This window comes from Yersinia enterocolitica subsp. enterocolitica (assembly GCF_901472495.1).
Lineage (GTDB): Bacteria > Pseudomonadota > Gammaproteobacteria > Enterobacterales > Enterobacteriaceae > Yersinia > Yersinia enterocolitica.
The window spans coordinates 2,802,218-2,815,338 of the sequence record NZ_LR590469.1; the positions used below are offsets into that span (position 1 = coordinate 2,802,218).

A 13,121-nucleotide genomic window follows, 5' to 3' on the forward strand; every position below is an offset into this window, starting at 1 on the left:
ATCCTTTTCATTTAGATATGAAGACGACCTTATCTGTATTAATGATTGTCACACTCACGGTAATATCTAATTCGACACTGTAGGTTTTTCTTTCCCGCGGCAGGAAAAAGAATAAAAACTTTTCATTTTTGACTGATAACTCAGCTTTTAATACTTTTACGTCTTGTGGTTCAATCCGCAGCAAAATATTTTGTGTCGACTTCAACACCGTATTCTGGACATTACCGAGTGCATTGGCGAAGGCTTTACCTTTAGTATCGCCTTTGCCTTTTACTTGCACCTGAGTGGTATATTGCTCTTTCATTACGGCTGACCATATTTCTTGATATAGGCTTCCACTAGCTTTTGCCCTAACTCTTCTTTATCCATAAATCCGAAGCCTAATACCTTGCAGCCTTCATTTATTGCCGTCACACCTTCTTCCACTGAACGCATGCCGTATTTTGCTTTGTAGCCATATTTATTTTGCGCAGTGATTGCACCAGCACCACCACTACCACAGAATGAAATACCGAAATCTGCTTTTTCGCTATTCATCACATCACCCAGTTTCATATCTGCGGCCACACCGGGAATAACCACCACGCGGCCACCAGCCAATTCAACGCCTTGCCCGACTTTCTGGCCTTTTCCTAAACGGTCGCCAATCACAACGGTAATTTGACTCATAGTCTTTTCTCCAGATCAGTATTTTATGGGTTATTATCTTTCGCTACTTCAAAATGCACCGACAACAAATAAGCTTCTTCAATGGGTAAATTAGGAAATTTATCGACCACCTGTTGTGCCATTTGCATCGAATGTGCTGAAATCTCATCAAATAATGATTTATCCACTTCAGGTAACGGCTCGCCTGTTATTGAGCGCAACACCATAGCCCGAATGTGTGATGTCAACATCTGTTGTTGAACTGCATTGGTAAAAATATTTTCGGCATTTAACATCGCGGTAATTTCAGCTAATACCCGCTCTGTGATGATAATGGCCTCTTTCATTCCAGGGTCTTCGGCTGCATTCAATGCGGCTACATCATTCACGCTAGCAATCCTCTATTCCTTGCGGCTACAACTCTATGACTGCAAAGATAAGTTCAGTTATTTATTCGGCCTTACCTCTGCGCGATAACATCACCCTACCTGCAAGCGGAATAGCTGTGTAGCGGCATTTTTTCCAGTTCAAAGTGGAAATGTAATAGAGCGAAGGGATCACTTTCGCAAATAGCGATGTTAGATAGCTAACTTAGTCATTAACAACAAAATAACTTTTATATAAATGCACGGCGAAAGCGGGTAGCGGAAAAAAGTTCGTGATCCGGATCTCTTTCTTTTCTAGCCGGAAGAGCCTAATATCAGACTAATATTAAGCTATTTTCTAACACCCCCTCTCCTATGGCGTGGGGGTGTTGTTTTTATACCCTAAATAATTCGAGTTGCAGGAAGGCGGCAAGGGAGATAATTCCGATGAGCTTACTGTGTTGTAAGTGATTCGGGTTATTGAGCGCAGCTAACACACATGCAGCTTGCAGCATGACGGGTATATGTTTTGTTGAAATTGAATTGGAGAGTAGTATGACCAAGCCAACCATCACGATTAACGAGCTGGATGCTGAACGTTTGGATGCGTTACTGGCGCAACCGGCCTTTGCCGGTTCAGTGGTCGCAACAGCGCTCAATGAAGAACTGGATCGTGCAGAAATTCTGCCGCCGAATGCTATCCCGGCTGATGTAGTGACCATGAACAGTCGCGTGCGTTTTCGTGACCTGAATAGCCAGGAAGAACATATTCGCACCCTGGTTTACCCAGCCTCGCTGAAAGACAGCAACGAGCAACTCTCCGTCATGGCGCCTTTAGGTGCAGCATTGTTGGGATTGCATGTTAATGACGAAATAAGTTGGAAATTACCGGGTGGGGATGAAGCCCGCATTACGGTGCTGGAATTGCTGTACCAGCCAGAAGCTGCCGGTAAATATCACCGCTAATTGATGTTATGAGGGTAACGACCTAAAACCATTACCCTCTTTCCCCGATCAGCGGTACTTTTTGTGATAAGTATCGCGCGTCGGTTTAAAGTCTTGTGCCGCCTTTTTAGCTTCATCTAGCTTGCCTTGATCGGCCAATGCCAGTGCGCCATCAATCTGCCCAATCAATAAATCCAAACCGTGGCGAAAATCTTTCACCTCAGGGCTATCCTCGGCTTTATTTTTCAATTTGGTAGGGATCCCTTTCTGCGCATCAAGTGCTGCCACCCGCATTGCCTGTAAGCCTTTCTTGATGACATCAGTAGAATCAGCTTTCAGCACTTTGCCGTAATTCTCGGCAATAGTGTCCATATTATCAGCCACACTCGCTGCCATAGCCAGGCTACTGGCACACAACAATGCCACAGCCATCAAGGTCATTATTTTCTTATTCATGCTCACATTCCTTATAATTATTGTTAAATCACGGCACATTACTATTACATTGCTCATACATAACATAGGCAATGCAGGAGCAATCTGACAATGATTTTTTGTAATCAGTTAGGAAATGGGATGGGGGTGGGATTCAGACCAAAAAAAGCTGGCAACAGAGGCCAGCTTTAGATTTACAGCAACAATCTATTATTCACCCGCAATCTTCATGGCAGGTAATAAAATAGAGCCACATTGAATGTTACTGCGCGTTTCGATGTCACTGCCGATGCTGACGATGTTACGTAGCATGTCTTTCAGGTTGCCAGCGATAGTTATCTCGCTGACCGGATACTGAATTTCACCGTTTTCGACCCAGAAACCGGCCGCACCACGCGAGTAATCACCGGTCACGGTGCTAACCCCCTGGCCCATCAATTCAGTTACCACCAAACCTTTATCCAATTGCTTGAGCATTCCCGCGAAGTCCTGCCCCTGACCGGCAACACGCCAGTTATGGATGCCACCCGCGTGTCCGGTGCTATGCAGCCCCAATTTACGGGCAGAATAACTGGTCAGCAGATAGGTTTGCAGCACCCCATCTTTGACGATTTCACGTTGCAGCGTACGCACACCTTCACTGTCAAATGGCGTCGAAGCCAAACCACGCAGTAAATGTGGATGCTCTTCAATCGTCAGCCACTCAGGTAAAATCTGCTTGCCGAGGTGGTCGAGTAAGAAAGTGGATTTACGATAAATATTGCCGCCGCTGATGGCCGATACCAAATGCCCAAACAGGCCAGTTGCCACTTCTGCGGCAAACAGCACCGGCGACTGCATGGTAGGCAACTTACGCGGCGATAAGCGGGATAAAGTACGGCGAGCACACTCTTCACCCACCCATTCCGGGCTGGCTAAATCTTCCATTCGGCGGCCAATGGTATAGGCGTAATCTCGTTCCATATCCCCATTATGCTCGGCAATCACACTGCTGGAGAGTGAATGACGGCTAGAGCAATAGCTCTGCAACATACCGTGGCTATTGCCGAATACTTTAATTCCGTAATGGCTGTTAAAACTACCACCTTCCGTATTGGTAATCCGCTTGTCAGCCTGCAATGCCGCTTGTTCTGCCCGAGCAGCCAGCAAGATACCTTGCTCTGCATCTAAATCACTCGGGTGGAACAAATCCAAATCCGGCGCGTCAAAAGCCAGCAGCGATTTTTCAGCCGGGCCAGCGTAAGGGTCTGGGGAGGTATAACGAGCGATATCCAATGCGGCCTGTACTGTACGGGCAACCGCATCTGGGTTTAAATCGGTGGTGGAGGCACTGCCTTTACGCTGCTGGTGATAAACGGTAATTCCCAGCGCACCGTCGCTGTTGAACTCCACGTTTTCCACTTCGCCAAAGCGGGTGCTGACACTGATTCCGGTGGTTTTACTGACGGCAACTTCGGCCGCATCAGAACCCGCGCGGGCCAATTCCAAAGCCTGTGCAACAGCTTGTTCCAGCGTTTTACGCTGTTCTGCAACTTGAGTGACTACTTTCATCAGTCTGCCATAATTAATGAGATAATCGTTCAGGAAAGTGTCGTAATGAAACGACTTACACGGATAAAATAGAGAACACCATGGTTCTGAGTCTATCAGAGATCTTTGCACAATTTCGCAGAAAGCCAACAACCTGCTACGATTAGCCTCTTTTTAAGGAATTTGACCATGAACAAACAGCCCGAAGACTGGCTAGATGAAGTCCCAGAAGATAAAAACGACGATGACGATGAAATTATCTGGGTCAGTAAAAGTGAAATTAAACGTGATGCCGAAGCGCTGAAAGATCTTGGTACCGAGCTGGTTGAGCTGGGTAAAAACGCGCTAGAGAAGATCCCGTTAGATGAGGATCTGCTGGCTGCCGTTGAATTGGCACAGAAAATCAAGAAAGAAGGCCGCCGCCGCCAAATTCAGTTAATTGGTAAAATGCTGCGCGCCCGCGATGTTGAGCCGATTCAAACCGCGCTGGATAAGCTGAAAAACCGTCATAACCAGCAAGTCTCGCTATTCCATAAATTGGAAACACTGCGCGACCGTTTGGTTGAAGAAGGCGATGATGTCATTCCAACCGTGTTGGAATTGTATCCAGAAGCTGATCGCCAGCAACTGCGTAGCCTGGTGCGTAATGCCCAGAAAGAGAAAGCAGCGAATAAGCCGCCGAAATCATATCGCCAGATCTTCCAGTATCTGCGTGAATTGGCAGAGAAGCAGTAATCATCGGGCGGCAGACGAGCCTATTCAATCAGGCATAATTGTCGCAGGCAGCTTGAGTGCGGACAGCGCGCAGAACCCAGAGCGTACATGTTGTAGTACGTGAGGAGTTCGAGCACTGCCCAAGCTCAAGATGGCAAGTAAAATAGCCTGATTAAGCAATATTGAAACGTAAGCTGCCCGCCAGCTCCTCTTCCGCCTCTTCGAACAATAAAACTATTGCCCCAAAACGGCGTTTCCGGCGGTGATTGAAATGAATAAATTCAATCTCTACCGGTAAAGCTATCTCGCCTGTTACCACATCCCACAGCGCATCCAGATTGGCACCAAAACTTTCACTCAGCGCAAATTTTTCGGAAAATGCGCGGTAAAAAGCAGGAAGATCAGGTATATGGTCAAAATCGAATACCACTTTTACCATCTTTTCACTCCATCCGAATGAAATGCTTGTAGTGATCCTGAGTTAGATAAATCAGGCCGTCATTGGAGTAGAGCAACCGATCAGAACCACGATGCCCACAACGATAATTTACATCAGCTTCACGCCAGTTGCGGCCTTTGGCTTCAGGTAGTTGGCGTTCACGATTAGAAAAACGATCGCCGCCGATGGCTTTTCCCGGTAGCACCTTACACAAGTTCCCTTCTTTTGGGTTCCAGCCCTTTTCACGCGCCTGCTGTTTGGTAATGTAAAAATCCGGCAGGCGGTGATGAGATTGCAAATATTTAACAACTTGTTGGTGCTGAGTCAGTTGCTCAATAGAGGCAGGAACCGATAACCGCGGGCGCTCAAGATCCGGCGACTGACCAATATCACGGGCAGTGACATTATCAACGCCCTGGAACGCCACCACCACTAGCAGCAATAGCGCCGCCAGAATGGCCATAAGTCGTTTATTCATGGTTCTCCTTAACCTTCTGGCTTCCAATTATGTTTTGGCTACTCATCGCAATAACCCACAGCCAGCTTTATCCACCAACGTGATACCTTTATCTGAATTATAAATTACCCAGATGCAAGGTTTTCACTTCCATAAACTCATCCAACCCGAGCACTGAGCCTTCACGACCCAAACCAGATTCTTTAACACCACCGAAAGGTGCCAGCTCAGTTGACACCGAGCTTTCGTTCACACCAATCATACCGCTTTCCAGTGCGTCTGAAACCCGGAATACCCGTTGCAAGTTCTGAGTATAGAAATAAGCTGCCAATCCAAATGGAGTATTATTCGCCCGCTGAATGACTTCTTCTTCCGTTTTAAAACGAAAACAAGCCGCCAGTGGGCCAAAGGTCTCTTCAGAAGCTACTTTCATTTGTTCGGTGGCATCAGCAATAACAGTCGGTTGGAAGAAATTACCGCCCAAGGCGTGGCGACGGCCACCGGCCAATAATCGCCCACCTTTCTCAAGCGCATCTTTGACGTGGTCTTCCACTTTCTCCAGACCGGCCAGGTTAATCAGCGGCCCCATGTTGACGTCTTTATCCATGCCATTGCCGACTTTCAGTTTTTTAACCTCAGCGGCCAGGCGGGTAACAAACTCGTCGTAAACACTATCCTGAATATAGAAGCGATTGACGCAAACACACACTTGCCCGGCATTGCGGAATTTACAGGCCATGGCTCCCGCGATAGCAGCATCTAAATCGGCATCATCAAATACGATATAAGGTGCATTCCCACCTAACTCCATGGAGATTTTCTTCATGGTCGCGGCGGCGTTACGCATCAAGGTTTTACCCACTTCGGTCGAACCGGTAAAGGAGATTTTGCGCACTTCAGGGCTGGCCATGATGGCATCGCTGATAGCATGGGTATCACCGGCAACACCATTGAGCACCCCTGCAGGTACCCCCGCCTGCTCAGCCAATGCCAGTAAAGCAAAGGCGGATAACGGTGTGTTATTGGCCGGTTTAATCAGGCCGGTACAACCTGCCGCCAGTGCTGGCCCAAGTTTGCGGGTGAGCATCGCCAGCGGGAAGTTCCACGGCGTGATAGCTGCAACCACACCGACCGGTTCACGGGTCGCCAGAATGCGGGCACCTTCTTTGGCTGGCGGAATGATTTCGCCATTGGCGCGCTTAGCCTGCTCGCTAAACCATTGAATAAAGCTGGCGGCATAAGCAACCTCACCTAATGCTTCTTTCAATGGTTTACCTTGCTCAGAAACCATTATCTCGGCCAATGACTGTTGATGTTCCATTATCAACAAATACCAGCGCTGTAAAATTTCTGCGCGCTGTTTTGCCGGGGTTTTGCGCCAGGCAGGAAAGGCTTTACTGGCGGCTTTAATCGCGGCCTCGGTTTCATGTTTACCGGATTTAGCCACTTTTGCCACCAATTCACCGGTGGCAGGATTGCGGACCTCGAAAGTATCCTGCGCCTGATGCCAGGTGCCGCCAACGAAGTAGCCGATATGATAAACACCGTCGCTGTGTTGCTGAGGTTGTAATGGATTGCGTGATGGGTTGTCTGATGGATTATGTGCTGACATCTTGTCGACCTCCTGCGGGAAATGATGCCCCCCATCAATGGAGGGCGAGGAAGGATGGTTCCAGCTTCAGTATAGCCTTTGAAAAAGCACAGGGAACAGCTTAGCCCATTTCAACCTATCTCTATATCAGTGCACTCTGATACTTGTGCAGCATATCAGCCAACCGTTTTACCGGACGAGTAACAGCATCGGGCGATTGATAATCCACTAATTTTTGCTGATATTGGTCTAATTCCTGCAATAATCTCGCGAAGTAATAGCGCCGTTTCTGGGAGTTTTTCGCATTGATAACGCGATCAGCGGTGTAACGAATTTGCTTATGGAAAGCACTCAACTCGGCATTCACTGGAACTTCGGTTTTATTGAGCCGCTGATGGGCAATTATCAGGGTTAATGCCAACCGATACTTGTCTATATCACCGGGGAACATCATCAAAAGTTGATTCAATTGCTGATATAGCGCCGGTAAATGGTTTTCATTGCGGCGTGCTTTATTGGTGGTTAGGGCTGATACTGCGCTGTAAACAAAGCGGTTTAATAAGGTTCTACCGGTTCTGTCTTTGGCATTATCGCGGATTAGCAACAAAACAATCAGGGAGACGAAGCAACCGACGATTTGGCCTAATGCGCTGTCGAGGAACAAGCTGACATTAAATTCCATCGGGTTGCTCAACACCATAATATTGATGGTGCTGGCTAGCGTCCCGAGTGATCCCAAGCGCCGTTTTTGCACTTCGATACCAATAATAAATGCTAACAACCCCAGGCTGATACACAGCAACAGCATACTCTGCTGCGTAGCGGGGATGATAAACATAAAGTACAGTGCCCCAATGGGCAGCGCCATTATCACCCCCAACAGGAAGTCTATCGCCACCATGCGAGGATTAGGGGTTCGCATCGCCAGCGACGTCACCACCGCAATCATCACCATACAACCCGCACCGGATGTCCAGCCGGTCCATAACCAGAATAACCCACCAATTGCTGTTGCCACACCGGTACGCAGGCCGTTAATCATTGCATGATGGCCTTCGGCTGAGACATGTTTCACCGGCACCACACCGGCCAGAATCCCTTCCTCTACCCGGCTGATACTGCTATTGGTATGGATCCCTTTTGCCAGTAATAAATAGCGAGTTGCCGCCCCCACCCAACTGCTGATGGTATGAGGGATAGCCTCACTGTGGCTGACAGCAATAAACTGGCGCAGCGTTTTCATCCGTTGATGAATTTCAGCCGGTGTTGGTGCTGGTTCACTCAACATAGCTTTCAGTTCAGCGGTTAAAATATCAGGGTGATTGGCGAGTACCAGATAGGTTTCACACGCCTGGGTGATAAGTGTTAATGACTCGGTATGTAAGACCTGTAAACGGCGATTACAGCGCTGCCAACGAGAGGATTCCATCATCAGATAGCTACGCATCCCATTGAGTGCAGTGGTATTTTTGACTAAATCATTCCAGGCACGATCAATATCGGTTTTTTCCGCCGGGCGAATACACAGTTGTAGCAGCCGATATTGATCCACCAACACCTTATCCACCAGCCGATCGATATCCTGCTTGATTGATCGCGGCGAAAACAGCAGATCAGCCATCACTGCACAGACGATCCCCAGCACAATCTCACTACAGCGCTCAACAGCAAACTGAGGGGTCAATAGCGGGGTTTCACCGGTTGTCACAATGATGATAAGCGCGGTATAACCTGCTAAACCAAAGGCATAGGAGTTTTCGACGCGCACCAGTGAGGAGATCCAGGTACACACCCCTGCCCACAAACAGCACAGCATCAAGGTCAAGACCGGCGCTCTGATGGTCAGAACAATTATAATCAGGCCGCCAATACAACCGATGAATGTCCCGATGATACGCAACCAGCCACGATGACGGATTGCACCAGAAAACGGTTCGCCACCGGCGGCAAAAGCCGGGCCAGCGGCCACAATTGCCGCCGTCAATACCGACCAGCGCGGTGTTTCCAATTGCAGATGAAAGCCCAGAAACAGTGCCGCCACAATGGCGAAACTGAGCTTAAAAGCAAAGCGCAGGCGGATAAAAGTCGGGCTGGTCATGTTAGCCAAACTCGCGCAGACGATGCATTAATTTCACAATAGGTGATGCCTGATTAGGGTCGCGATCCGTTGAGCCAGTAATAACCACTGTCGCGGTAGTACCTGCCGGATACGAATGCTGCTGATCTTCGCTATCCAAACGGATCTTTACCGGCACACGCTGTGCCAGCCGCACCCATTCCAGGTTATTATCAATGGTCGCCAACCCTTTGCTATCCGCACTGCTGCTGCTATTGGTGACCCCCGCAGAGATACTATCAACAGTGCCATGCAGAATGCGGTTGCTGCCCAGCGGCGTGATTTCCGCCCGATGTCCCGGCTTAACCCCTTCCAGCTTGGTCTCTTCCAGATAGGCTAAAATATAGAACGTATCTTTTTTCACCAAGGCCACCGCCGTTGCACCACGGTTAATAAACTCTCCGGCGTGAACATTCAGGTTTGTCACCCACCCTTCGGCGGGAGCACGCACGGTGGTGCGCTCCAGATCAAGTTTGGCTAAATCGCGCACCGCGACAGCTTTCGCCAATTGATGACGCACGGTTTGTAATACGTTGTTGGACTGGTCTATCTCTTCTTGTGACATTGCCTGAATCCCCAGACGTTGGCGTCTGCCAGATTCCCGCTGTTTCTCGGCGGCCAGTGTTTGGTAATAGGCCACATCAGCTTCGGCTTCAGCCAACGCTTGTTGATAGCGCGGCTGGTCAATCACAAACAGGATCTGGCCTTTCTGCACCAGTTGGTTGTCTTTCACCGGCACATCGGTGATTAACCCGCTGACGTCGGGGGCAATAGCAACCACATCGGCGGTAAATTTTGCATCACGGGTCCACGGCGATTCAGTGTAAAAGGCCCAGACTTTGAAAATGGCGATAACAGCCAGTAAAACCACCAACAAGGTGATGCCGATGCGGATTATTTTTAATGAAAAAGTACTCACGGCGACCTCAGGAAAAAAGACGAGATATTAAATAAAAAAGACAACCATACAGCGCGGTATTAAACAGCGCCGGATGCCAGACAAACTCATAAATACCAGTGGGCTGCAACACACGGCGCAGAACGAAAAAAAGTGCCAGCGAGAGAATCAGTTCAAGAAATATCGGTGGAAAAGAGAGACCGAAAATAACCATCACCGGAAGCAAACTCATTCTTTAAATCCTTTCTATTATAGGGTGTCGGTGAATACGCCCGGGTGAATAATCTGATACTCAGTTGCAACACATCCAACCACAGCGATCACGGCCAAAAGCACCAGCCATAAGACTGACTTATAGGTTAAACTTGATTGTTCAGTATGACTGCAACCTGGACGAGGCGAGGTAACACTTCGGCTACGCGGCTTTCAAACTTCGGACTTTTCTCCCGACAGCAGTATATTAGCCTGCTTATTATCAAGTTATCTACAATGTGTGATCTAAATCACTTTTAAGCCAGAGTTAACAATCAACACAGAGTGAACCATGGAAAGATTAAAACGGATGTCAGTCTTTGCCAAAGTCGTCGAGTGCGGATCCTTTACCGGCGCGGCACGACAGTTGGCAATGAGTGTGTCTTCGATAAGCCAAACGGTGTCAAAACTAGAATCCGAGTTAAATGTGAAGCTGCTTAACCGCAGCACCCGGCGTATTGGTTTGACGGAAGCGGGCCGGATTTATTATCAGGGCTGTCGGCGCATGTTGCAGGAAGTGCAGGAAGTGCATGAGCAATTGTATGCGTTTAACAATACCCCGACCGGCACACTACGAATCGGTTGTTCTTCAACTATGGCACAAAACGTGCTGGCGACCATGACGGCTGAGATGTTGAAAGAATATCCCGGGCTTTCCGTCAATCTGGTGACCGGCATACCGGCACCGGACTTGATTGCCGACGGTTTAGATGTGGTGATTCGTGTAGGCGCGTTACAAGATTCAGGGCTATTCTCGCGCCGCCTTGGTTCTATGCCGATGGTAGTCTGCGCGGCCAAAAGTTATTTAGCGCAACATGGCACACCGGAAAAACCCAGTGATATGACGAACTTCTCCTGGCTGGAATACAGTGTACGGCCAGATAGCAATTTTGAATTAATCGCACCTGAGGGTATTACAACTCAGATATCACCGCAGGGACGTTTTGTGACTAACGACTCGCAAACCATGATTCGTTGGCTTAAAGCGGGGGCCGGTATCGCCTATGCACCATTAATGTGGGTTATTGAAGAAATAAAGCGTGGTGAAGTGGAAGTGCTATTCAAAAAATACCATTCTGACCCACGACCGGTATATGCACTATATACCGAGAAAGATAAAATGCCGCTCAAAGTCCAGGTCTGTATAGATTATTTAACTGAATACTTTAAACGAGTCGCAGAGGTATATCAGGGTTATAGATAAATACATCCGTTATTGGGCACTCAATTTGGTACTGAACTGAGCACCCAAAATACGGTGTTATCTAACAAACCTTACGCCGTACCACCCACCGTCAGATTATCCAGCTTCAAAGTAGGTTGACCGACACCAACTGGCAGGCTTTGACCTTCTTTGCCGCAGACACCGACGCCTTTATCCAGCGCCAGATCGTTACCAACCATCGAAATCTGCTGCATGGCTTCAATGCCGGAGCCAATCAAAGTGGCCCCTTTCACCGCGCGGGTGATTTTGCCTTTTTCGATTAAATAGGCTTCTGAGGTTGAGAATACAAACTTGCCGGAGGTGATATCCACCTGACCGCCACCAAAGTTAGGGGCATACAGGCCATATTCCACACTGGCAATAATATCTTCCGGTGTTGATTTACCCGCTAACATATAAGTGTTAGTCATACGCGGCATCGGCAGATGAGCATAGGATTCACGGCGGCCGTTACCGGTCGGCGCAACCCCCATCAGGCGCGCATTCAGCTTATCCTGCATATAGCCTTTCAGAATACCGTTTTCAATCAGCACGTTATATTGACCCGGCACCCCTTCATCGTCGATAGCTAATGAGCCGCGACGGCCTTGCATGGTGCCATCATCCACCACGGTACACAGCTCTGAGGCCACCAGCTTACCCATTTGCCCGCTGAATACTGAGCTGCCACGACGGTTGAAATCACCTTCCAAGCCATGACCGACCGCTTCGTGCAACAACACACCTGGCCAGCCTGCGCCCAGCACCACCGGCATGGCACCAGCAGGTGCGGCGATAGCGGACAGATTCACCAGCGCCATGCGCACCGCTTCATTAGCAAAGTTATCGGCACGCACTTCACCATCAACCGTTTCCAGGAAGTAGTCATAGCCGAAACGACCACCACCACCGCTGGCACCGCGTTCACGTTTGCCGTTTTCTTCCACTAATACGCTGACTGACAGGCGCACCAGTGGGCGCACATCTGCCGCCAGTGTACCGTCGGTGGCCGCGACCAGGATTTGCTCATATACGCCAGTCAGGCTGGCGCTCACTTCCTGCACCCGTTTATCAGCAGCACGCGCGACCTTATCTACGCGATGCAGTAAAGCGATTTTGTCTTCGCGCGACAGACTTTGCAGCGGATCGAGCAGCGGATAGAGCGCCTGATGGCGAATCTCGCCCAAGGTATGCACTTTACCGTTGCCAGTATCGCGCACAATACTGCGCGCGGCATGAGCGCTTTGCTGTAAAGCATTCAGGGTGATTTGGTCTGCATAAGCAAAACCGGTCTTTTCACCGCTGACCGCGCGCACGCCGACACCCTGATCAATATTGTAAGAGCCATCTTTGATGATGCTGTCTTCCAACACCCAGGCCTCGTGATAGCTGGACTGGAAATACAGGTCAGCATAATCGAGGCGGCGTTCAGCCAACTGCCCCAATACTGAGAACAAGTCCTGATGGTTCAGCTTGTTAGCAGCGAGTAACTGCTCACTGACAAACGAGAGGCTCATAGTTTTCACT

Annotated in this window: 15 protein-coding genes; 3 read left to right on the plus strand and 12 right to left on the minus strand. The window is 48.9% G+C overall.

All coding sequences use genetic code 11. The features are described from left to right. Positions 1 to 7: 7 nt before the first annotated feature. From FGL26_RS13340 to FGL26_RS13350, 3 genes are read right to left on the minus strand one after another with little or no spacing between them, the layout of a single operon-like run. Positions 8 to 304: a DUF4312 family protein gene (locus FGL26_RS13340; RefSeq protein WP_005174302.1), complete on the minus strand. Its 297-nt coding sequence runs from the start codon at positions 302 to 304 to the stop codon at positions 8 to 10. Beyond that, positions 304 to 669 carry a glycine-rich SFCGS family protein gene (locus FGL26_RS13345; RefSeq protein WP_004392359.1) on the minus strand — a complete coding sequence of 122 codons (366 nt, stop codon included), beginning with the start codon at positions 667 to 669 and terminating at the stop codon, positions 304 to 306. Before FGL26_RS13345 ends, FGL26_RS13340 begins: the two co-directional genes overlap by 1 nt. Positions 670 to 692: 23 nt before the next feature. Further along, complete coding sequence (locus FGL26_RS13350; RefSeq protein ID WP_005174305.1) at positions 693 to 1,037, minus strand: glycine dehydrogenase; 345 nt, start codon at positions 1,035 to 1,037, stop codon at positions 693 to 695. A gap of 531 nt (positions 1,038 to 1,568) precedes the next feature. Between FGL26_RS13350 and rnk the strand changes: the two genes are divergently transcribed. After that, positions 1,569 to 1,979 carry a nucleoside diphosphate kinase regulator gene (gene rnk / locus FGL26_RS13355; protein ID WP_032912879.1) on the plus strand — a complete coding sequence of 137 codons (411 nt, stop codon included), beginning with the start codon at positions 1,569 to 1,571 and terminating at the stop codon, positions 1,977 to 1,979. A gap of 48 nt (positions 1,980 to 2,027) precedes the next feature. Here the strand turns inward: rnk and cybC are convergent, their stop codons facing one another. Beyond that, entirely contained in the window at positions 2,028 to 2,414 is a 387-nt protein-coding gene (gene cybC, locus FGL26_RS13360) for a cytochrome b562 (RefSeq protein WP_005174308.1), read from the minus strand. Positions 2,415 to 2,603: 189 nt separating this feature from the next. Beyond that, entirely contained in the window at positions 2,604 to 3,944 is a 1,341-nt protein-coding gene (pmbA, locus tag FGL26_RS13365; RefSeq protein ID WP_005174309.1) for a metalloprotease PmbA, read from the minus strand. 168 nt (positions 3,945 to 4,112) lie between these two features. Here pmbA and yjgA point away from each other — a divergent pair, with 168 nt between their 5' ends. Then, positions 4,113 to 4,658 carry a ribosome biogenesis factor YjgA gene (yjgA, locus tag FGL26_RS13370; RefSeq protein ID WP_005174310.1) on the plus strand — a complete coding sequence of 182 codons (546 nt, stop codon included), beginning with the start codon at positions 4,113 to 4,115 and terminating at the stop codon, positions 4,656 to 4,658. A gap of 151 nt (positions 4,659 to 4,809) precedes the next feature. On the opposite strand, the gene FGL26_RS13375 is transcribed toward yjgA, so the two are convergent. The 6 genes from FGL26_RS13375 to aaeX all read right to left on the minus strand — a co-directional run bounded on the left by FGL26_RS13375 (position 4,810) and on the right by aaeX (position 10,370). Beyond that, positions 4,810 to 5,076 carry a barstar family protein gene (locus FGL26_RS13375; RefSeq protein ID WP_005174312.1) on the minus strand — a complete coding sequence of 89 codons (267 nt, stop codon included), beginning with the start codon at positions 5,074 to 5,076 and terminating at the stop codon, positions 4,810 to 4,812. Between the two features lie 4 nt (positions 5,077 to 5,080). Continuing rightward, positions 5,081 to 5,554 (minus strand): ribonuclease, encoded by a 474-nt coding sequence (locus tag FGL26_RS13380; protein ID WP_005174314.1) that lies wholly within the window; start codon positions 5,552 to 5,554, stop codon positions 5,081 to 5,083. Positions 5,555 to 5,651: 97 nt separating this feature from the next. Beyond that, entirely contained in the window at positions 5,652 to 7,145 is a 1,494-nt protein-coding gene (locus tag FGL26_RS13385; protein WP_005174317.1) for an NAD-dependent succinate-semialdehyde dehydrogenase, read from the minus strand. A gap of 121 nt (positions 7,146 to 7,266) precedes the next feature. Continuing rightward, positions 7,267 to 9,222: a p-hydroxybenzoic acid efflux pump subunit AaeB gene (aaeB, locus tag FGL26_RS13390; protein WP_005174321.1), complete on the minus strand. Its 1,956-nt coding sequence runs from the start codon at positions 9,220 to 9,222 to the stop codon at positions 7,267 to 7,269. A gap of 1 nt (position 9,223) precedes the next feature. Continuing rightward, positions 9,224 to 10,159, minus strand: coding sequence for a p-hydroxybenzoic acid efflux pump subunit AaeA (aaeA, locus tag FGL26_RS13395; RefSeq protein WP_005174322.1), 936 nt, complete (start codon positions 10,157 to 10,159; stop codon positions 9,224 to 9,226). 7 nt (positions 10,160 to 10,166) lie between these two features. After that, complete coding sequence (aaeX, locus tag FGL26_RS13400; RefSeq protein ID WP_005174323.1) at positions 10,167 to 10,370, minus strand: p-hydroxybenzoic acid efflux pump operon protein AaeX; 204 nt, start codon at positions 10,368 to 10,370, stop codon at positions 10,167 to 10,169. 312 nt (positions 10,371 to 10,682) lie between these two features. Here aaeX and aaeR point away from each other — a divergent pair, with 312 nt between their 5' ends. Continuing rightward, on the plus strand, positions 10,683 to 11,594 hold the full coding sequence (gene aaeR, locus FGL26_RS13405; RefSeq protein WP_005174326.1) for an HTH-type transcriptional activator AaeR: 912 nt from the start codon (positions 10,683 to 10,685) through the stop codon (positions 11,592 to 11,594). Between the two features lie 71 nt (positions 11,595 to 11,665). Here aaeR and tldD read toward each other — a convergent pair whose 3' ends face one another. After that, positions 11,666 to 13,111 carry a metalloprotease TldD gene (tldD, locus tag FGL26_RS13410; RefSeq protein ID WP_005174328.1) on the minus strand — a complete coding sequence of 482 codons (1,446 nt, stop codon included), beginning with the start codon at positions 13,109 to 13,111 and terminating at the stop codon, positions 11,666 to 11,668. Positions 13,112 to 13,121 lie beyond the last annotated feature (10 nt).